Genomic DNA, 18462 nt, shown 5'->3' with positions numbered 1-18462 from the left:
GAATGACACAGGGCTGTCAGGCGGCGATATGGGTGCGCTGTTGCAGACCAGAAAGCAATTTGAAAACTGTCGCGGGCTCAGCCGTCTGGCACAGGCCTTGCCGCAATCCGGGGTCGGCAGCGAATTCAACACCGGCAAAGGCCGCCAGATGCTTGCGCATCATCCGCAGGCCTATGTGATCGCCGTAGAAGATCAATGACCTCTCGAGCTGCGCCGTCAACGCCGACAACTTGTCCGCCATCGATATGCTGCGCACCTCCCCGGCAAGAGCGGAATCGAGCTCGGCAATCAACCATGGACGCCCCTCGGCGGCCCGGCCAATCATAACCATGTCCGCGCCAGACCGATCGAGAGCAGCGCGCGCCGTCGGCAGGTCACGTATGTCGCCATTGACCACAACCGGAACAGAGACCGCAGCTTTTACATCACCGACCCGCGCCCAATCCGCCTGTCCCTTGTAGAATTGCTGACGGGTCCGGCCATGAACGGTTATCAAGCGGACACCCGCTGCTTCCGCCCGACTGGCAAGTTCGGGCGCATTCAGGTTTTCGTGATCCCAGCCGAGGCGCATTTTCAGAGTTACCGGCACTTTTACCGCCGCCAGTGTCGCCTCGATCAGGCTCATGGCATGATCCAGATCACGCATCAGCGCCGAGCCCGAGAGGCCATTGGTGACCTTGCGTGCCGGGCAGCCCATATTGATGTCGATGATGTCAGCGCCCTCGCCTTCGGCGATTTTTGCGGCTTCATGCATCCATCGGGCTTCACGGCCGGCCAGCTGCAGTATTTTCAGGCCGGCACCATCATCCAGCGCAGCCTTTTCCCAGGCCTGCTTGCCGCCGGTCACGAATTCCTCGCTGGCAACCATTTCACTGACGACCATCCTGGCCCCAAACGCGCGGGCCTGGGCCCGGAAGGGCAGGTCTGTCACACCAGACATCGGCGCCAGCATGGCGCGCGCGTCTATCCGGTGTGGACCCAGTTGAATCATGAGACATTTACTTCGCGGCTGGTCTAAAAAGCTGGCGGAACCTATAGAGGAGCTCCCTGAATCGCAAGTTGAGGCGCCTCACCCGTGTCACAGACCACAACCGCCGCCCTGATCGTTGCCGCCGGCCGTGGACACCGGGCCGGCGGTGGCCTGCCGAAGCAATATCGCGACATGGGCGGAGAGTCAGTGCTGGCGCAGACGCTGCGGGCATTTCATACGCATCCCGCCATTGATACGGTCTGTGTGGTGATCCATCCTGACGATCAGGCGTATTTTGATCTGGCAAATGAATATATCGGTGCAATGCATTGTTTTGGTGGGACTACGAGAAACCAGTCAGTCCATAGGGGGTTACTGGCGCTAGCCGATCACGCACCTGATCATGTTCTGATTCACGATGCCGCCCGCCCTTTCGTTTCACATGATTTGATACAACGCCTGTGTGATGCTCTGGCTGGGTCAGAGGCAGCCGTACCGGGTTTGCCTGTCACAGATGCGACTTTCACCAGAGAGCAGGATGCTATCGGTGACAGCGTGGATCGTAATCTGTTGGTGCGCGTACAGACTCCGCAGGCGTTTCAGTTCCAGTCGCTGCTCGGCGCTTTCGAGGCAAGAGAGTCCAACCGGGACTTTCCCGATGAAGCCAGCCTGATGCGCGCCGCCGGCATCCCTGTGAAAATCGTGGACGGCGAACCGGCGAATATCAAACTCACCTTTCCCGAAGACTTTCAGATGCCAGTCAGAACAGGTGATAGTATGACCACCGTCAGCGGGTCCGGATTTGATGTTCATCGCCTGGGTCCCGGACAGGGCGTTTGGCTCTGCGGTGTGGAAATCCCCTGTGAATTCGAGCTGATCGGGCATTCTGATGCGGATGCCGGCCTGCATGCCCTGGTCGACGCCCTGCTCGGCACCATCTGCGCGGGCGATATCGGTCAACATTTTCCGCCCTCTGATCCGCAATGGAAAGGCGCAGCATCTTCGGCTTTTGTCGAACATGCGCTGGCACTGCTCCACAAGGTGGGCGCGCAGGTGTTACATGCGGATATCACTTTGATCTGTGAGCAACCCAGGATCGGCCCCTTTCGTGCGGCCATGCAGGAAAGAGTCGCAGAATTGCTGGGCTTGCCGACCGCCTCTGTGAATATCAAAGCCACTACCACGGAAGGTCTGGGCTTCACGGGGCGCGGCGAAGGCATTGCCGCGCAGGCGATCGTAACGGTGAAACGACATGCATGATGTCGAAGCTGAAATAAGCGCCCTGGCCTTTCGTGTTGTTGAAACCGCTTCAGCGCGAAAGCTGCGACTTGCGACGGCGGAAAGCTGTACCGGCGGGCTGGTCGGGGGGGCTATCACGCGCATTCCGGGATCATCTGACGCTTATGACCGCGGCTATATTACCTATTCAAATACGGCAAAGATCGACAGTCTCGGAGTGGACCCGGATTTGATTGCGGAATTCGGTGCGGTGTCCGAAGCTGTTGCCCGGGAAATGGCGCTCGGCGCATTGTCGGCATCGGGCGCAGATGTGGCCGTTTCAATTACCGGAATCGCGGGCCCTGGCGGGAGTGATGTAAAACCGGCCGGCCTCGTCTGGTTTGGTCTGGCGACCTCGTCCGGCCTCATCGAGACACTGGAACAGAGATTCGGTGATATCGGCCGCGACGTTGTGCGGCAGGCGTCGGTAAAGCAGGCGCTCGAATTGCTACTGTCCGGCGTCGGACGGTCCTGAAGCCCGGCCGGTCACAGGATAGCGCCTGTCAGCTTCCTGAACGAAATGTCCGATCATCTTGTGTACGGCGCGCTGCTTGTTCGCGCGGATCAGCATGTCCAGAACCATGTTATTGAACTGGAATTCCAACTCGAAATCGATCGCCGTCGAGCCATCACTCAGCTCCGACATCTGCCAGACATTACGCAGAATGTGAAACGGCCCCTCCACAAGGTTGACTGAAACACGCAGCGCGGCGGCATCCGCCGTGACGCGCGTCACAAAACGTTCCCGGGCGAATTTGTAGCGGGCGACCGCCTCCGCCACGAAAACCAGTTGTGATCCAGAGGATTCGCGACTGAGAATCCGCAACGAGGTCAGATAGGGAATGAAATCGGGATAGCGTTCGACATCGGAGACAAGCGCGAATATATCGGCCGGCGCATGACGCACCCGCAAGCGTTCGGAATGCCGGGAAATCATCTGCCGCCAGCGAGCGAAGCGTCACGTGCCGCACGAAGGCGCACGAAATCATCGCCGGCATGATAGCTGGAGCGCGTCAGTGGTGTTGCCGAGACCATCAGGAAGCCCTTGGCCCGGGCAATGGTCTCATAGGCCTTGAATTCCTGCGGTTCGACAAAACGCTGAACCGAAGCATGCTTGCGCGTGGGTTGGAGATACTGGCCAATGGTCAGGAAATCGATTCCGGCCGAGCGCATATCATCCATCACCTGCATGACCTCCTCCTTGCTCTCGCCGAGGCCAACCATCAGGCCGGACTTTGTGAACTGGGACGGATCGCGTTCTTTCACCTGCTCAAGGAGGCGCAGGGAGTGGTAATAGCGGGCGCCGGGCCGAATAGAGAGATAGAGCCGAGGCACCGTTTCCAAATTGTGATTGAAGACGTCCGGACGGGCATCGATCACCGTATTGATCGCGCCGTCCTTACGGAGGAAATCCGGCGTAAGGATTTCAATGGTGGTCCCGGGCGATGCCGCGCGAATGGCCTTGATCACATCGACGAAATGTTGCGCACCGCCATCTTCCAGATCATCGCGATCCACGGAAGTGATGACGACGTGTTTGAGCCCCATCTTGACGACCGCGTCGCCGATGCGATTGGCCTCATCATGATCGACCGGCGACGGTAGGCCGGTTTTTACATTGCAGAAGGCACAGGCGCGGGTGCAGGTGTCCCCCAGAATCATGAATGTGGCATGTTTCTGGGTCCAGCATTCACCGATATTCGGGCATCCGGCTTCCTCGCAGACCGTGATCAGATTGTTATCTTTCACGATATTGCGGGTTTCAGCATACTCGCCGCCAACCGGTGCCTTGACACGGATCCAGTCCGGCTTGCGCAGGACCGGATTGTCCGGGCGATGCTGCTTTTCCGGATGCCGGGGCCGCGGGGTCTCCGCGAGGGTGTCGATAAGATTGGCCATTGCGGCGCAACATGGCGCTAGTTGCGGGCGGCTTCAAGCACCGCCCGCAATTTGTGTTCAGCGCCTAGACAGAAGTATCGGCGGATGCGGCAGCCGGGCTGCCGCCATTATCGTCCTTGCGACCAAAAGCGGCCAGCATCCAGGACCCAAGGCCGATCCAGGACAGGATCAGCGACGCAATCACAGCCAGAGGCGGCAATATCCAGAGCGCAGCTGACAGGATCAGGACAACGGCCATCCCCAGAAGCCGCATTCCCAGGCCGGGATTGGGCTTTCCGGCGCGATTGAAAATACAGTCGCCGACGGCAATCGCCCCGAGTGGATAGGCCAGCAAGAGCAGGAATATGCCGAAAACCCACCAGAAGGGTATCAGTACGATCCCCACAACGGAGATGAACAGGAGCACCGTGCCAGCGGTCATCAGCATGATCCAGCCCATCGGAAGCAGGAACAGACCGATCAACGGAGCCAGAAGCGGGTGCTTCCGGAATTTCGTCGACAGACGGGTGACGCCTTTCGGCATCATCACGAGCGCCAACAGGCCCAGCAGAAGCGAAAAGGCGACGCCGGATACCGCAAAGAATTCGGCCGGCGGAACGATATCGAAATCGAAATCAATATCGCTAAACTGGTCGCCGTCCCAATCAAGCTCGATCAGGCGGTATGTGTATTCAACGCCATTTGCCAATGTGGCATCAGGCGAAATCTCGGGCTCGGACGGGCCGAAATATTCCAGACGGCCGGAAATGACGGCTCCGGGTTCGATGGTGAGGCGCTCGGCCTCGATCTCAACATCGCCATCTATGCGGCCGGATATAACGACGTCCTGAGCCAGAATCTCGACGGTGTCGAGGAAATGGCCCCGCAACGTGATCGATTGACCGGCCATATCGGCCGGGCCCGTGACGACACTGCCCTCGGCGATCTCCAGCACGCCAGCAGCCGAATCCAGCGATCCGCCGATTGTACCAGAATATTCGACATAACCGCCGGCAAATTCGGCACTGTCACCGATATCGACTGTCAGCTCGACCGACCCGCCGGCAACTTCCGCATCCCCGCCAACAGTTCCAGTGACGGTCACATTTCCGCCGGCCACGCGGATATCGCCTTCAACCTGGGCGTCGATGACAATGCTGCCGCCGAACACAGCAAGATCTTCGCCGATCCGCCCTGAGATTTCCGCAGAGCCGGCGATGACCTTGAGGTCGCCATCGCGGTCAACATCGCGAAGCTCGACATGGCCACCAAAATGCTGGGCCCATGCGCCCGAGGCGAGCGTGGCGGCCAGTCCGGCCGCGAGCAGCAGTGAACGTATAAGCATCATTACCTCCGTTCGCCCCCAAGCGTAACGAGTGAGTGCAAAGAAAAACTAGCGGTCAAAGGGTTCCAGAAGGTCGTTACAGTCGCGTCCGTCAATGGCCTCGAATGTCACGCTGGATTGCGATGCCCCGGCTTCGAACACCGGAGCCTCTTCGGCAAAAACGGCCAATTGTCCGGTTATCACCATCTCAGGACCAATCACGACGCGGCGGGCGCATACTGCACTGCCCTCTCCTATGGCCGCATTGATACGGACGCGTTGATGAGTGTTGCCTGAAGACCAGCTCCATCCGCGCCTCGAATAGGCAACGGCGATAAGACGGCCATCAACAGGACCTTCTATTTCGGCCGAGCTGCCGGCCAGGCTGGCATTACCGCCGACAGAGCCGAAGAGTTCAAGGTCGCTGCCTGCCATGGAAAGATTGCCGCCAACGTCGCTGTCACGTGACACTTCAATATCGCTTCCGGCAATGTCGAGATCCTCGCCGATCCTGCCGTCAATCATGACATCGCTGCCGGCAATTGACAGGCTGCGTTCCGTTGTACCGGACCAATTCACGTCACTGCCGGCGATGTCGACATCGCCGCGGGCATTGCCCGACCAGGCAACGTCACTGCCTGCGATATTGGCCTCACTGCCGACACTGCCCTCGAATATGATGTCGGACCCGACGAGCGACATGTCGCCGCCAATTCCGGCCGATACATGCAAATCAGAACCGATGACCGACAAGTCACCGCCAATACGGCCGGCGATGCGCATATCACCCGCCATCAGGCTGGCATCGCCGTCCTGATCAAAATGATGCGCACCATCACGGCCATTGTGATTTTGAGCGTCGACATGGACTGTGGCGGATGCGTTATTGCTGCAACCAGCCACGATGAGCGCGCTCGCAGACACGCTTATGGCAAGAAATCTTTTCATGCCCGAAAACTCCAGACTCGATGGACGAAGGATAAGTCCGTCCTGATCGCTCCCCAGCGGTGATTCCTATCTAGCATATCGAAATTCGATATGAAAGCGATTTTTCGTTTTTCGATAAATTTTGGCAGTTCTAATGCTGCGCAAATCGTGCGGAGAGGCGAATTTCGGGCTTTTCAGCGCCTGGCACACCGCTTAACGTCTGCGTCAATGATATGACAAGCGCGCCAAAGCGTTACACGGGGAGATCATGATGACCGACCGCAAAGCCGCGGACGACACCTCTTTCACTGGCCCCAACATGTCTGGTCCGGATATTCCGGCAGCTGAAGGCTTGGATGAGGTTCGCAATCATGACGCCGGTCCCGGCAAACTGACCTCCGCGGATATCGTCCCGGATGGCGGCGATGACGTGACAACCGATGGCGACAATCCGCCTGCGATTGATCCCTCTTCCTGGCCGCAGATCGAGGGGGAGCCTTTCCGTTTGTCTCGCGCCCGAAAGTCCGTACTCCAGGCAATGTTGCGGGCCAAAAACAAGGTCGGGGGCAAGACCGTCGTTATTATCGATGCTGACGGGCGCCAGCTGGACTATAATGAAATGCTGCGGGCGTCGTTTGCCTTGGGCTCAGCCCTCGCAAAGCTGACCGAAAAGGGCGAGAAAGTCGCCGTACTGCTTCCCACAGGTGCCGGTTCGGGAATCGCGTTCTTCGCGCTGAATACCTATGGGCGCATTCCCGCCATGCTGAATTTCACAGCCGGCGCAAAAGCGATCAAGGCGGCCTGCCGGGCCGCGCAGGCGACAAAAATCGTCACGGCGCACAAATTTATCGAACTGGGCGGGCTGGAAGAGCTTGAAGGGCATCTCAAGCAGGATCATGAAATGATCTATCTTGAGGATGTCCGCGAAAACATTTCCCTGGGCGACAAGGTCAGGGCCGTGCTGGGGCCGATCTTCCCGGACCTGGTGGCCACGCGCGTCAGCCCGGACGATACAGCCGTCATCCTGTTCACCTCGGGCACCGAAGGCGATCCCAAGGGAGTCGCCCTCAGTCATATGAATCTGGTCGCCAATGTCGAACAGGCTCGGGCGCATGTGGACATCCTGCCAACAGATATTGTCTTCAACTCCCTGCCGACCTTCCACAGTTTCGGTCTGACAGGCGGGCTTTTATTGCCGCTTTTTGTCGGAATTCCGGCTGTTCTGCACCCCAGCCCGCTGCAAGGCAAAACCATCATGGAGCGTGTGCGGAAGACGAAATCCACAGTGCTGTTCGCAACCGACACCTTCCTGAACCAGTATGCCCGGGTCGCGGACAAGGGCGATTTTGATTCCCTGCGCTTTGTCGTCTGTGGTGCCGAACGGGTGAAGGATGAAACACGCACCATGGTGCGGCGCGAATTCGATCTGATGGTGCTGGAAGGATATGGCGCTACGGAAGCAGCACCGGTGATCGCCGTCAATCAACCGCAGCGCAACAAGCCCGGCACGGTCGGCCGCATGATTCCCGGAATGAGGGCACGGCTGGAGCCGGTCGAGGGCATTTCCGATGGAGGCCGTCTGCACGTCAAGGGTCCGAATGTCATGCAGGGCTATATTTTCAGCGACCAGCCCGGTGTCATCCACCCGCCCGAGGATGGTTGGCATGATACCGGCGATATTGTCAGTTTTGACGAGGAAGGCTGTGTGCAGATCCGCGGGCGGCAGAAGCGGTTTGCCAAGATCGGCGGCGAAATGGTGTCGCTGGCGGTGGTCGAAAATATCGCGACTTCACTGTGGCCTGACTGCCTGCATGCTGCTGTCACCCTGCCTGACGCCCGGAAAGGCGAGCAGATCGTCATCGTAACAGAATACCCCAATGCCGAGCGTGGTGACATGGTGGCCTTTGCCCGCAGCCACGGAATTGCCGAGCTGGCCATCCCGAAACGGGTGATCCCGGTTTCCGAGATCCCCGTCCTGGGCACTGGCAAGATCAACTATGTGGCGATCGAAAAACTCGCCAAGGGCGAGGATTAATCGCCGCGGCAGCTTTCCCGTTCGCGCAGGGCATAGCTGATATTGGAAGCGTCGAAGCCTGCGGCATAGTCCGGTTCATCATCGGCCAGAACCGTCAGCGGGCCATTGACTTCAGCGCCATTGAGGAATCGGACTTCGTGGGCGCAGATCGTACCGCCAGCGTCCAGAATTCCGCTGATCTCGATCTCGCTGCGATCACGGCGGCGGAAAATGCCCTCGCGGTTATTGCCTTCAAGATCGACGGCCTGATCCGCGCGGCCGGAAAATTCCATGTCGCCAAAACGGATCTGGAGCCCGGACATGGCGTGTCCGCCAAATTCCAATGCTCCGGCTGCGATCTCGACATCGCCGGAAAAGACCGAGCCGGAAGATACGTCCACCGCGCCGCCGGAAATCTCGGCCCGGCCCGCGACCTGCAGATTGATATCCACGGCCCCGCCACTGATTTCGGCATTGCCACCAACAGAACCGGAGATTTCCACGGCACCGCCGCTGGCTTCGAGATCTTCTCCGACTTCGGCATTGATCTCTGTGGCGGCACCGGAAACCTCGAGATCACCACCGAAGCTGCCGGAGACGTCGACCGTGGCTCCGGAGAATTCACCATTTCCAGCGACATCACCGGAATAGTCGACCGTAATGCCGGACATGGAGACGTTCTGGCTCTGCGCCATAACAGGCGATGCCAGCAAAACTGCCGCCGAAGCGGTCAGCAAAAAGAGTGATTTAGTCATTTCAAGCTCCCTTCAAGGATTCAAGAGAGCCCCTTCCGCTGCTCACCTTTTTCATTCCGCGATAAAAATCAAGAGGCATCAGCCACGATTGCGGCGGATATCCTCGCAATCACGCGTGCCCAGAGCTTCAAAGTCAAAGGCGCCGTCCCAATCCGGGCGGCGTTCGGCAATGATGTGCAGCGGGCCGTTGACCCGGGCATTGCTGCGGAAATCAACATGCTGGGCACAGATATAGCCACCCTCTTCGAGCGTACCGCTGATGACGACGCGGCCATTGCGGCCTTCGCCACCCCCGCCATAAATGCGGACCGGCGCCGCGAAATGGCCCAGAAGGTTGAAACGGGCTCCCATGGCGTCAAGTTCGCCGAGCACGTCTCCGTCAATCGTGGCGCGAGCCCCCATGACTTCCATACGGCCGCCGAAACGGCCATTCAGATACATGGTTGCACCGGCAATCTCGGTGTCACCGTCCACGCTTCCGGTGAAGCGTATCCGCGCGCCTTCAATGTTCAGATTGCCGCCCACGCGCGCATCGGAAACGACATTGGCACCGGCGAGCGACAGGTCTCGATCTATATTGCCGCCGGCATCGACAAACATGCCGGAATAGTCAGCACTGCCTGTCGAATCGACGTCGCCCGCAGCCACCAGACCGGCCCGTTCGATCGAGCGGTTATCGGCCGGACCGCGCGCTGAATAGCTGCATCCTGCCAATGCGGTAGCTGCCGCCGTGATCATCAGTATCGCTCTCATCACCTGTCTCCCTGTGCTGTCCCGCTATCGGGCCTATGCTGGAGAGATGCAGGTCAGGCCGCGTCCGGATGCACTAGATGTGCAGAACCCGGTCATAGGCATCGAGCACGCTCTCATGCATCATTTCCGAGAGCGTCGGGTGCGGGAAGATGGCGTGCATCAATTCCTGCTCGGTGGTCTCGAGCACCTTGCCGACCATGAAGCCCTGTATGAGCTCGGTGACTTCGGCCCCGACCATGTGGGCGCCCAGCAATTCACCGGTTTTGGCGTCGAACACCGTCTTGATCAGCCCCTGATCCTCGCCCAGGGCAATCGCCTTGCCATTGCCGACAAAGGGGAAGCGGCCGACCTTCACCTCGTGCCCGGCCTCTTTCGCTTTGGCCTCGGTCAGGCCGACGGAGGCGATTTGCGGATGGCAATAGGTGCAGCCGGGTATGTTGGACGTGTCCATGGCGTGTGGATTTTTCCCGGCGATCTTCTCGACGCAGATAATGCCTTCATGGCTGGCCTTGTGTGCCAGCCAGGGCGGGCCGGCGACATCACCGATGGCGTAGAGGCCTTTGACATTAGTCGCACCATAGCCGTCGATGACGATATGCCCGCGCTCGACCTTCACGCCGAGATCCTCGAGGCCGAGATTTTCAACATTACCGGTGATTCCGATGGCGAGGATGACTTTCTCGACCTCGATGGTCTGGTTCTTGCCGTCCTTTGTCTTGATCGCTGCCTTGACTGACTTTGCGCCCTTGTCGAGTTTTTCGACCTGCGCGCCAGTGATGAGCTTCATCCCCTGTTTCTTGAACTGCTTGGCGGCGAAGGCGGAGATCTCCTCATCCTCGACCGGCAGGACGCGGTCCATCATCTCGACGACTGTTACATCCGCGCCCATGGTCTTGTAGAAGCTGGCGAACTCGATGCCGATCGCGCCCGATCCGATGACGAGGAGAGATTTCGGCATCTCCTCCGGCACCATGGCTTCGCGATAGGTCCAGATCTGCTTGCCGTCCGGCTCGAGGCCGGCCTGCGGCACCGTGCGGGCGCGGGCGCCGGTGGCGAGGATGACGTTTTTGGCCTCGTAGGCCGTGTCTTTCTTGTCCTTGCCGGTCACGATGACTTTCGGCGCCGCGCGGCCCTTTTCCAGGCGCGCTGTTCCCTCGATCACCGTGATCTTGTTCTTTTTCATCAACATACCGACACCGCCGGAGAGACGTCCCGCAACCTTCCGTGAGCGCTCGACCACCTTCCTGATGTCAAAGGAGATGGCCTTGGCCGACAGGCCGAACTCGTCCGCGCGGTGCATCAGATGATAGATTTCGGAGGTCCGCAGCAGCGCCTTGGTCGGAATGCAGCCCCAGTTGAGGCAGATCCCGCCGAGCTGGTCGCGTTCGACAATGGCGGTCTTCAAGCCGAGTTGGGCGGCGCGGATGGCGGTCACATAGCCGCCCGGACCACTGCCAATCACGATGAGGTCAAATTGCTCGGCCATACGGGATAACTCCTTGCACTTGCTGGCTCGGGTTTGACGGCTGACCCGGAAAAAATCAATGCTTCAAACGCAAGGCGGGTTTGCAGACCCGCAATGTCAGGCCATGGTGCCGCGAGACAGAGGGAGACCAACATGACGATCAATGCCTTGCGCACACCGGAAGAGCGGTTTGCAAACCTCAAAGACTGGCCCTATGCGCCGCACTATGTCGACAGCCTGCCGGGCTATGAAGGTCTGCGCATGCATTATGTCGATGAAGGGCCGAAGGATGCGCCCGTCTTTCTGTGCCTGCATGGCGAGCCGAGCTGGGCTTATCTCTACCGCAAGATGATTCCGGTTTTTCTCGAAGCCGGCTGCCGCGTCGTGGCACCGGATTTCTTCGGCTTTGGCCGATCCGACAAGCCGGCGAAGGATGAGGACTATACCTTCCACTTTCATCGCAATTCCCTGAAAGCCTTTATTGAATACATGGATTTGAAGGATGTCTGCCTGGTCTGTCAGGACTGGGGCGGGCTTCTCGGCCTGTCGGTGCCGATGGATTATCCGGACCGTTTCACCCGCCTGCTGGTCATGAATACCGGACTGGGAATCGGCCGGGATCCGGGCCCGGGCTTCATGGCGTGGCGCGATTATGTGGCGACCAATCCGGAGTTCAATGTCGGCGAGCTGATGAAGCGGGCCACGCCGATCCTCGATGAGGACGAGATTGCGGCCTACCAAGCCCCCTTCCCCGATCCGTCCTATATGGGCGGTGTGCGCCGTTTCCCGATGCTGGTGCAGGTCTCGCCGGACATGGAAGGTGTGGATACGAATCTGAAAGCCGCCCAATTCTGGAATCAGGACTGGAATGGTGACAGCTTCATGGCTATCGGCATGCAGGACCCGGTGTTGGGCCCGCCCGCCATGCGCGCGCTGCAAAAGCTGATCAAGGGCTGCCCGGAGCCGATGGAAATCGCCGATGGCGGTCATTTCGTGCAGGAATGGGGCGAGCCGATCGCGAAGGCGGCGGTGAAGAAATTCGGTTTGTAGCCGCTTTCTTACGCGTCTTCGTCCGGCTTGACCGGACGATCTCAGAGACCCTCCGATCCCCCGCTTTTTGCGAAGGCAGGCAAGTCGGAGGGTGACGGATTGTGTGCGCGGTTCGAGGCCCGCCTTCAGGCGGGCACCTCACCATGAGGTAAGTTGGAGTTCGAAGTCCCTCACCACCTCATCCTGAGGTGTGACCCCGGACTTGATCCGGGGGAGCCCCGAAGGATCGGATGACGGCTGCAGCCGGGCCTATATCTCTTCCGCCGCCACCGCCCGCTCATGCCCGGCATCGCCGGTATTCACCACGCCCTTGCGTTCGATCATCATGATCTCGGCATAGGGCAAGGCGACGGGCTTGTGAGGCAGGCCGGCGGAGACGACATAGATATCGCCGGCGTCCAGCACGACATCGTCGCGGCCTTCGAGTTCCAGCTTCAGCCGGCCCTTGGTGACGAGAAAGAATTCATCTTCCTCGTCATGCTGGTGCCAGACGAACTCGCCTTCGACCTTGGCGATCTTGACGTCGTAATTATCCAGACCGGCGATGATTTTCGGCGACCAGCGTTCGTCGAACAGGGCGTGTTTTTCGGTGATGGAAACCTTGGCACCGGTCATGCTTGCGTCCCTTCATAAACCCGATCCCGGATCAGGTCCGGGATAACCTCCGCTGATGCGGAGGTCACATCAGCATCGTCATCGGGTCTTCGATGAAGCCCTTGAAGGCCGCGATCCAGCGGGCGCCCGTCGCGCCGTCCACGACACGGTGATCACAGGTCAGCGTGACCGTCATCACGGTCGCCTTGGCCAGCGCACCCTCCTTGACCACCGGGCGTTCCTCGCCCGCGCCGATGGACAGGATCATGCCCTGCGGCGGGTTGAGGATGGAGGCAAAGGACTTGATCCCCATCATGCCCAGATTGGAGAGCGAGAAGGTGCCGCCCTGGAATTCTTCCGGCTTCAGCTTGCGCTCGCGCGCCCGGGCGGCGAGATTCTTCATCTCGGACGAGATTTGCGCGAGGCCCTTGGCGTCAGCATCCTTGATGATCGGTGTGATCAGCCCGCCTTCGATGGCCACGGCCACCGAGACGTCGGCATGTTTGTGACGGGCAATGCGGCCATCCTCGATCCAGCTGGAATTGGCTTCCGGCACGCGTTTCAGGGCGAGACCGGACGCCTTGATCAATATGTCATTGACCGAGACTTTCACGCCGTCCGGCGCTTTGTCATTCACCTGCTTGCGGAAGGACAGCAGCGCATCGAGTTCGCAATCGACGGTCAGCGGGAAGTGCGGGACATCGCGGAAGCTGTCGGTCAGGCGTTTGGCCGAAATCTTCGTGACATTGTCGGCCTTCTCGATCTCGTAGCGATCGGCGGAAATACCGAAGCGGGCGAGCGGATCGTCCTGGCTGATCTCCCCGGTCGCTTCGGCAGAAGCAGCCTTGGGGGCATCGGACTTTGCCGGGGCTGCCTTGCTGTCAAAGCTTTCAATGTCGCGCTTGACGATGCGGCCATTCGGGCCGGAGCCGTCGACGTCCTTGAGGTTTATGCCCGCCTGTTCGGCCATGCGCTTGGCCAGCGGGGAGGCCTTGATGCGGTCATCTTGCCGGCTATCTGCCCCCCTCACCCGCTCAGGCTTTGCCTTCGCGGCCTCTCCCCCCTCGGGGGGCGAGGCGGAGGTTTCCTCTTTTTTGTCTTTCTGGGCGGCGTCACCGTCTCCGCCCTCTTCCTTGTCAGACGACACATCCGGTCCGCCTTCCGGCGAATAATCCTTGAGGGCGCTCTTGTCCTCGCCGTCTTCCAGAAGCAGTGCGATGACGGCATTGACCTTCACGCCTTCAGTGCCTTCGTCCACGAGGATCTTTCCGACCACGCCTTCATCCACGGCCTCGACTTCCATCGTGGCCTTGTCGGTCTCGATTTCCGCCAGCAGGTCGCCGGAGCTGACCGTATCGCCTTCTTTCACCAGCCATTTCGACAGCGTGCCCTCTTCCATGGTGGGCGACAGGGCGGGCATGAGGATTTCAATCGGCATCCTAATTCCTCTCGGCGATGGCGGGGGTCAGGGTGATGCGGGCCTGCGTGGTTTCTGCCGCGCCCTGTTCGCCCATGACCCGGTAGATGATCAGACAGGCTTCAAGGCCGGCATACTGGTCGATATCACCGGCCATGATTTTTGCGGTGCAATGGGCGCGCGCCGCGGCCGGCTGTCCGGCCCAGCTCTCAGCCAGACGGGCATGAGCGCCAGCTTCGCGCGACAGGCAAGCCGTGTCGCCGCGGCAGATTGTATCTGGCTCGAGAACGGGCAAGGCCGGTGACAGCGCCTGGGACAGGAGGAAAGCGGCGATCATGCACCCATCTCCGGATTGATTTCGTTCACATTCTTTTCCCAATTCGCGCCGTCAAAATCGACGATACGGCCGGAGAGGCCCTGATCACTGTCGAAACAGCGCAGATTGACCGAGACCTTGCCCGGATGCGACCGCGGATAATACCAGCTTTTGACGCCACACGTCTTGCAGAAGAGGTGTTTGGCCGTGCGGGTATTGAAGGTGTATTCGCTCTGCGCGCCCTCACCTTTTTCAAGGTGAAACTTTTCGGGTTCGACGATGACGTGAATAAAACCCGTCATGGCGCAGTTCGAGCAATTGCACGAAAGGGCAACCACCTGATCGGGCAGATCAGCCGAGAAGCGCACCGCGCCGCAATGGCAGCCACCGCTGCGGGGTTTGACGGGAGCACTCATCAGTCCACGTAACACACTTGTTTCGCCGCTTTCACGACATCGTCCTTGCCTGGCAGGGACAGCTTTTCGAGATTGCCGGCGTAAGGGAGTGGCACGTCTTTCTGGAAGACGCGGGCGGGCGGCGCATCAAGATAATCGAAGGCCTCGGCCACAACGCGCGCGGCGATTTCCGCGCCGACGCCGTGCTGACCCCAGCCCTCTTCCGCACAGACAATGCGGTTGGTCTTCTTGACGCTCTCGATAACGGTGTCGGTATCGAGCGGGCGCAGCGTGCGCAGGTCGATGACTTCCGCCTCTATCCCCTGCTTTGCCAGTTCCTCGGCGGCCTGCAAGGCAAAACCCACCATGCGGGAATGCGCCACGATGGTGACGTCCGAGCCTTCACGGCGGATTTTCGCCTTGCCGATGGGCAGGACCCAGTCTTCCATGTCCGGCACATCGAAGGTCTCGCCATACATCAGCTCGTGTTCGAGGAAGACGACCGGGTTCGGATCGCGGATCGCGGCCTTGAGCAAGCCTTTGGCATCGGCGGCATCATAGGGCGCGATGACTTTCAGGCCCGGCACCTGGGCATACCAGGCGGAATAGTCCTGGCTGTGCTGGGCCCCGACGCGGGAGGCCGCGCCATTGGGGCCGCGGAAGACCATCGGACAGCCCATCTGACCGCCGGACATGTAGAGCGTCTTGGCGGCGGAATTGATGATGTGGTCGATCGCCTGCATGGCGAAGTTGAATGTCATGAATTCAACGATGGGCTTCAGTCCGCCGAAGGCCGCGCCCACGCCCAGACCGGCAAAGCCGTGCTCGGTGATCGGCGTGTCGACGACGCGCTTGGAGCCGAATTCCTGCAGCAGATTGCGTGTGACCTTGTAGGCGCCCTGGTATTCGGCAACTTCCTCGCCCATGACGAAGATGGTGTCGTCGCGGCGCATTTCCTCTGCCATGGCATCCCGCAGCGCATCGCGGACGGTGGTCGGCACCATATCGGTACCGTCCGGGATTTCGGGATCGGAGGCGGCGGGTTTTATGTGCCGGACAGGTTCGGGCGTATTCTCTTTTGCATCGTCTTTGCCGGATTCTGTTTTTTCTTCCGGCGCATCTGACTCTTCATCCCCGTCAGAGTCAGAACCGGAATCGTCACCGGCCGTGCCGTTCGGAGAATAATTCTCCAGAGCGTTCTCATCCTCGCCCTCTTCCAGCAGAAGCGCGATGGGCTGATTGACCTTCACGCCCTCCGTGCCTTCCGCGACGAGCAGCTTGCCGACCGTGCCTTCCTCGACGGCCTCGACTTCCATCGTCGCCTTGTCGGTCTCGATCTCGGCAATGACATCGCCGGAAGAGACGGTATCGCCTTCCTTGACCAGCCATTTGGCCAGATTGCCCTCCTCCATTGTGGGAGACAGGGCGGGCATCAGGACTTCAATCGGCATCAGGCAGCTCCGGAAAACGGCAGGACTTGCAGGAAGATGAGGACGATGCCGGCAAGACCCCCGGCCCAGGCCAGTGTGCGCAGCCACGGAATGCCGAACCAGTAGAGCGGGGCGTAGACAATTCGCGCCGCCAGAAACAGGCCGGCGCCAAGCTCGGTCATGCCATTCAGATTGCCGGTGACATGGGCGACCAGCACGAGTGGTACGAACATCAAAAGAGATTCGACCATGTTGGCATTGGCCCGGCGCGCCCGGCCCAGCATGACCCCTTTATCGGTGATGCCATCACGACCGCCGGCCATAACCGCCGGCTTGTTTTCGATGTTGGACAGGAAAGCCTGCACCGCAATCATCACGAAATAGAGGGCGATCGCGGATACGAGGTAGGAAAGTTCCAGGGGCATCATCAGGCGATTTCCTTCTTGAAGGCCAGCGCGTGTTCGCGCATGCGTGTGGCAAATTCGATATAGGTGTTCATCGGACGGATCAGGACTTCGATGCGGGACATGAGTCCGTCCTCATTCAGTGTGATCTTGTCGATCCCGACGAGGGCTTTGCCGGCGACCGTGCCGGTGAATTCCAGGATAATCCCGTTTCCCTTCACCCATTCCTCGCGATAGGCAAAATCATCAATGGTATTGATGACGCCTTGCAGGATATGGATGAGATAGGCCTTGTCATTTGCCGGCTTCCAGACCACCGGGGAATGCAGCTCACAGCCCTCGGCGATGATGGACGATAACAGCGCCGCATCCTTGCCGAGGACGGCTTTGTGCCAGTGCTGGAGGAATTCGGCGGGAGTCATCAGCTCTCCACCAGAACGTCGGTGTAGAGTTCGGACGGATCGGGCTCCGGGCTCTCCCTGGCGAAATCGGCCGAGGCGTTGACGATGGCCTTCACCTCCTTGTCGATCTTCTTGAGATCGTCCTCGGTGGCGAATTTTTCCTTCAGGATGCGCTCTTTCGCGCCCTCGATCGGGTCGTGGTGCGAACGGATATCGTCGACTTCCTCGCGCGTGCGGTATTTCGCCGGATCGGACATGGAGTGGCCGCGATAGCGATAGGTCTTCATTTCCAGAATGAAGGGGCCCTTGCCGTCCATGCAATGCCTGCGCGCCTTCGCGGCGGCTGTGCGCACGGCAATGACGTCCATGCCGTCCACTTCCTCACCCGGAATGCCGAAAGAGGCACCGCGCTTGTGGAGGTGGGTTTCCGAGGAGGACCGCTTGACGCTGGTCCCCATGGCATACTGGTTGTTCTCGATGATGTAGATCACAGGCAGATTCCAGAGCTTCGCCATGTTGAAGCTTTCATAGACTTGGCCCTGATTGGCCGCCCCGTCGCCGAAATAGGTGGCGCAGACCTTGCCGTTATTCTTGTAGAGATCGGCGAAGGCGAGCCCGGTGCCGATGGAGACCTGGGCGCCGACAATGCCGTGGCCGCCGAAGAATTGCTTGTCGCGGCTGAACATGTGCATGGAGCCGCCCTTGCCGCGTGAATAGCCGCCCTCGCGGCCGGTCAGCTCGGCCATCACGCCGTTCGGGTCCATGCCACAGGCCAGCATGTGGCCGTGATCGCGATATCCGGTGATGACCTGATCGCCCTCGTCCAGCGCCGCCTGAACGCCGACCACGACGGCCTCCTGCCCGATATAGAGGTGGCAGAAACCGGCGATCAGCCCCATGCCATAGAGCTGGCCCGCCTTCTCCTCGAAGCGGCGGATCATCACCATGTCGCGATAATAGGTCAGCAGGTCGTTCTTGGTGACCTTGGCAGCGGGCCCCTTGGCCCGTTTGGCAGCGGTATCCGTGGTCCGGTCAGCAGCTTTCTTTGCAGCCATTCTTTCGTATGTGAACTAAAGTCCACACTCCCTGAT

20 protein-coding genes are annotated in these 18462 nt (G+C 59.7%); 4 read left to right on the top strand and 16 right to left on the bottom strand.

Translation table 11 applies throughout. From position 1 onward, the window contains the following. Positions 1-16 precede the first annotated feature (16 nt). Positions 17-991: a tRNA dihydrouridine synthase DusB gene (dusB, locus tag DBR16_RS05895; protein WP_109260323.1), complete on the bottom strand. Its 975-nt coding sequence runs from the start codon at positions 989-991 to the stop codon at positions 17-19. Positions 992-1075: 84 nt separating this feature from the next. Here dusB and DBR16_RS05890 point away from each other — a divergent pair, with 84 nt between their 5' ends. Together DBR16_RS05890 and DBR16_RS05885 are read left to right on the top strand one after the other, a co-directional pair. Beyond that, positions 1076-2230: a bifunctional 2-C-methyl-D-erythritol 4-phosphate cytidylyltransferase/2-C-methyl-D-erythritol 2,4-cyclodiphosphate synthase gene (locus DBR16_RS05890; RefSeq protein ID WP_109260322.1), complete on the top strand. Its 1155-nt coding sequence runs from the start codon at positions 1076-1078 to the stop codon at positions 2228-2230. After that, positions 2223-2723 carry a CinA family protein gene (locus DBR16_RS05885; RefSeq protein ID WP_109260321.1) on the top strand — a complete coding sequence of 167 codons (501 nt, stop codon included), beginning with the start codon at positions 2223-2225 and terminating at the stop codon, positions 2721-2723. The genes DBR16_RS05890 and DBR16_RS05885 overlap by 8 nt, the downstream gene beginning before the upstream one ends. Here the strand turns inward: DBR16_RS05885 and DBR16_RS05880 are convergent. From DBR16_RS05880 to DBR16_RS05865, 4 genes are all read right to left on the bottom strand, one after another. Further along, positions 2697-3185 (bottom strand): type II toxin-antitoxin system RatA family toxin, encoded by a 489-nt coding sequence (locus tag DBR16_RS05880; protein ID WP_109260320.1) that lies wholly within the window; start codon positions 3183-3185, stop codon positions 2697-2699. The genes DBR16_RS05885 and DBR16_RS05880 overlap by 27 nt on opposite strands. After that, complete coding sequence (gene lipA / locus DBR16_RS05875; protein WP_109260319.1) at positions 3182-4147, bottom strand: lipoyl synthase; 966 nt, start codon at positions 4145-4147, stop codon at positions 3182-3184. Before lipA ends, DBR16_RS05880 begins: the two co-directional genes overlap by 4 nt. Positions 4148-4211: 64 nt before the next feature. Further along, positions 4212-5471, bottom strand: coding sequence for a bactofilin family protein (locus DBR16_RS05870; RefSeq protein WP_161539421.1), 1260 nt, complete (start codon positions 5469-5471; stop codon positions 4212-4214). Positions 5472-5519: 48 nt separating this feature from the next. Further along, a complete protein-coding gene (locus DBR16_RS05865) occupies positions 5520-6398 on the bottom strand; it encodes a hypothetical protein (protein WP_109260317.1) in 879 nt (292 codons plus the stop codon). A gap of 250 nt (positions 6399-6648) precedes the next feature. Between DBR16_RS05865 and DBR16_RS05860 the strand changes: the two genes are divergently transcribed. Further along, complete coding sequence (locus DBR16_RS05860; RefSeq protein ID WP_233347621.1) at positions 6649-8412, top strand: AMP-binding protein; 1764 nt, start codon at positions 6649-6651, stop codon at positions 8410-8412. Here the strand turns inward: DBR16_RS05860 and DBR16_RS05855 are convergent. From DBR16_RS05855 to lpdA, 3 genes are all read right to left on the bottom strand, one after another. After that, positions 8409-9146: a hypothetical protein gene (locus DBR16_RS05855; protein ID WP_125184511.1), complete on the bottom strand. Its 738-nt coding sequence runs from the start codon at positions 9144-9146 to the stop codon at positions 8409-8411. The genes DBR16_RS05860 and DBR16_RS05855 overlap by 4 nt on opposite strands. A gap of 78 nt (positions 9147-9224) precedes the next feature. Beyond that, on the bottom strand, positions 9225-9899 hold the full coding sequence (locus DBR16_RS05850) for a hypothetical protein (protein ID WP_125184510.1): 675 nt from the start codon (positions 9897-9899) through the stop codon (positions 9225-9227). A 73-nt stretch (positions 9900-9972) separates the two neighbouring features. Continuing rightward, complete coding sequence (gene lpdA / locus DBR16_RS05845) at positions 9973-11385, bottom strand: dihydrolipoyl dehydrogenase (protein ID WP_109260314.1); 1413 nt, start codon at positions 11383-11385, stop codon at positions 9973-9975. 132 nt (positions 11386-11517) lie between these two features. Between lpdA and DBR16_RS05840 the strand changes: the two genes are divergently transcribed. Further along, entirely contained in the window at positions 11518-12414 is an 897-nt protein-coding gene (locus tag DBR16_RS05840) for a haloalkane dehalogenase (protein ID WP_109260313.1), read from the top strand. A gap of 249 nt (positions 12415-12663) precedes the next feature. Here DBR16_RS05840 and DBR16_RS05835 read toward each other — a convergent pair whose 3' ends face one another. From DBR16_RS05835 to pdhA, 8 genes are all read right to left on the bottom strand, one after another. Further along, positions 12664-13029 (bottom strand): cupin domain-containing protein, encoded by a 366-nt coding sequence (locus DBR16_RS05835; protein WP_109260312.1) that lies wholly within the window; start codon positions 13027-13029, stop codon positions 12664-12666. A 64-nt stretch (positions 13030-13093) separates the two neighbouring features. Further along, positions 13094-14446, bottom strand: coding sequence for a pyruvate dehydrogenase complex dihydrolipoamide acetyltransferase (locus tag DBR16_RS05830; RefSeq protein WP_109260311.1), 1353 nt, complete (start codon positions 14444-14446; stop codon positions 13094-13096). A 1-nt stretch (position 14447) separates the two neighbouring features. Further along, positions 14448-14762 carry a hypothetical protein gene (locus DBR16_RS05825; protein ID WP_109260310.1) on the bottom strand — a complete coding sequence of 105 codons (315 nt, stop codon included), beginning with the start codon at positions 14760-14762 and terminating at the stop codon, positions 14448-14450. Then, complete coding sequence (locus DBR16_RS05820) at positions 14759-15157, bottom strand: GFA family protein (RefSeq protein WP_109260309.1); 399 nt, start codon at positions 15155-15157, stop codon at positions 14759-14761. The genes DBR16_RS05825 and DBR16_RS05820 overlap by 4 nt, the downstream gene beginning before the upstream one ends. After that, complete coding sequence (locus tag DBR16_RS05815) at positions 15157-16587, bottom strand: pyruvate dehydrogenase complex E1 component subunit beta (protein ID WP_109260308.1); 1431 nt, start codon at positions 16585-16587, stop codon at positions 15157-15159. The genes DBR16_RS05820 and DBR16_RS05815 overlap by 1 nt, the downstream gene beginning before the upstream one ends. Then, a complete protein-coding gene (locus DBR16_RS05810; RefSeq protein WP_109260307.1) occupies positions 16587-16994 on the bottom strand; it encodes an MAPEG family protein in 408 nt (135 codons plus the stop codon). The genes DBR16_RS05815 and DBR16_RS05810 overlap by 1 nt, the downstream gene beginning before the upstream one ends. Then, on the bottom strand, positions 16994-17392 hold the full coding sequence (locus DBR16_RS05805) for a nuclear transport factor 2 family protein (RefSeq protein ID WP_199288377.1): 399 nt from the start codon (positions 17390-17392) through the stop codon (positions 16994-16996). The genes DBR16_RS05810 and DBR16_RS05805 overlap by 1 nt, the downstream gene beginning before the upstream one ends. Further along, on the bottom strand, positions 17392-18426 hold the full coding sequence (gene pdhA / locus DBR16_RS05800) for a pyruvate dehydrogenase (acetyl-transferring) E1 component subunit alpha (RefSeq protein ID WP_109260306.1): 1035 nt from the start codon (positions 18424-18426) through the stop codon (positions 17392-17394). The genes DBR16_RS05805 and pdhA overlap by 1 nt, the downstream gene beginning before the upstream one ends. Between the last annotated feature and the right edge of the window lie 36 nt (positions 18427-18462).

Origin of the sequence: Hyphobacterium indicum, assembly GCF_003129605.1 — a bacterium.
In the GTDB taxonomy this organism is placed as follows: domain Bacteria; phylum Pseudomonadota; class Alphaproteobacteria; order Caulobacterales; family Maricaulaceae; genus Hyphobacterium; species Hyphobacterium indicum.
Note: the sequence above shows the minus strand (reverse complement) of the source record. Positions and strands in the feature narration are given on the sequence as shown.

Excerpts from the sequence above, each read along its gene's own strand:
- DBR16_RS05855 (WP_125184511.1), bottom strand. The coding sequence starts at position 9,146 with ATGACTAAATCACTCTTTTTGCTGACCGCTTCGGCGGCAGTTTTGCTG.
- DBR16_RS05830 (WP_109260311.1), bottom strand. The coding sequence starts at position 14,446 with ATGCCGATTGAAATCCTCATGCCCGCCCTGTCGCCCACCATGGAAGAG.
- DBR16_RS05805 (WP_199288377.1), bottom strand. The coding sequence starts at position 17,392 with ATGACTCCCGCCGAATTCCTCCAGCACTGGCACAAAGCCGTCCTCGGC.
- lipA (WP_109260319.1), bottom strand. The coding sequence starts at position 4,147 with ATGGCCAATCTTATCGACACCCTCGCGGAGACCCCGCGGCCCCGGCAT.
- DBR16_RS05840 (WP_109260313.1), top strand. The coding sequence starts at position 11,518 with ATGACGATCAATGCCTTGCGCACACCGGAAGAGCGGTTTGCAAACCTC.
- DBR16_RS05870 (WP_161539421.1), bottom strand. The coding sequence starts at position 5,471 with ATGCTTATACGTTCACTGCTGCTCGCGGCCGGACTGGCCGCCACGCTC.
- DBR16_RS05820 (WP_109260309.1), bottom strand. The coding sequence starts at position 15,157 with ATGAGTGCTCCCGTCAAACCCCGCAGCGGTGGCTGCCATTGCGGCGCG.
- DBR16_RS05825 (WP_109260310.1), bottom strand. The coding sequence starts at position 14,762 with ATGATCGCCGCTTTCCTCCTGTCCCAGGCGCTGTCACCGGCCTTGCCC.
- DBR16_RS05860 (WP_233347621.1), top strand. The coding sequence starts at position 6,649 with ATGACCGACCGCAAAGCCGCGGACGACACCTCTTTCACTGGCCCCAAC.
- dusB (WP_109260323.1), bottom strand. The coding sequence starts at position 991 with ATGATTCAACTGGGTCCACACCGGATAGACGCGCGCGCCATGCTGGCG.
- DBR16_RS05850 (WP_125184510.1), bottom strand. The coding sequence starts at position 9,899 with ATGAGAGCGATACTGATGATCACGGCGGCAGCTACCGCATTGGCAGGA.
- DBR16_RS05880 (WP_109260320.1), bottom strand. The coding sequence starts at position 3,185 with ATGATTTCCCGGCATTCCGAACGCTTGCGGGTGCGTCATGCGCCGGCC.
- lpdA (WP_109260314.1), bottom strand. The coding sequence starts at position 11,385 with ATGGCCGAGCAATTTGACCTCATCGTGATTGGCAGTGGTCCGGGCGGC.
- DBR16_RS05815 (WP_109260308.1), bottom strand. The coding sequence starts at position 16,587 with ATGCCGATTGAAGTCCTGATGCCCGCCCTGTCTCCCACAATGGAGGAG.
- DBR16_RS05865 (WP_109260317.1), bottom strand. The coding sequence starts at position 6,398 with ATGAAAAGATTTCTTGCCATAAGCGTGTCTGCGAGCGCGCTCATCGTG.
- DBR16_RS05835 (WP_109260312.1), bottom strand. The coding sequence starts at position 13,029 with ATGACCGGTGCCAAGGTTTCCATCACCGAAAAACACGCCCTGTTCGAC.
- DBR16_RS05810 (WP_109260307.1), bottom strand. The coding sequence starts at position 16,994 with ATGATGCCCCTGGAACTTTCCTACCTCGTATCCGCGATCGCCCTCTAT.
- DBR16_RS05885 (WP_109260321.1), top strand. The coding sequence starts at position 2,223 with ATGCATGATGTCGAAGCTGAAATAAGCGCCCTGGCCTTTCGTGTTGTT.
- pdhA (WP_109260306.1), bottom strand. The coding sequence starts at position 18,426 with ATGGCTGCAAAGAAAGCTGCTGACCGGACCACGGATACCGCTGCCAAA.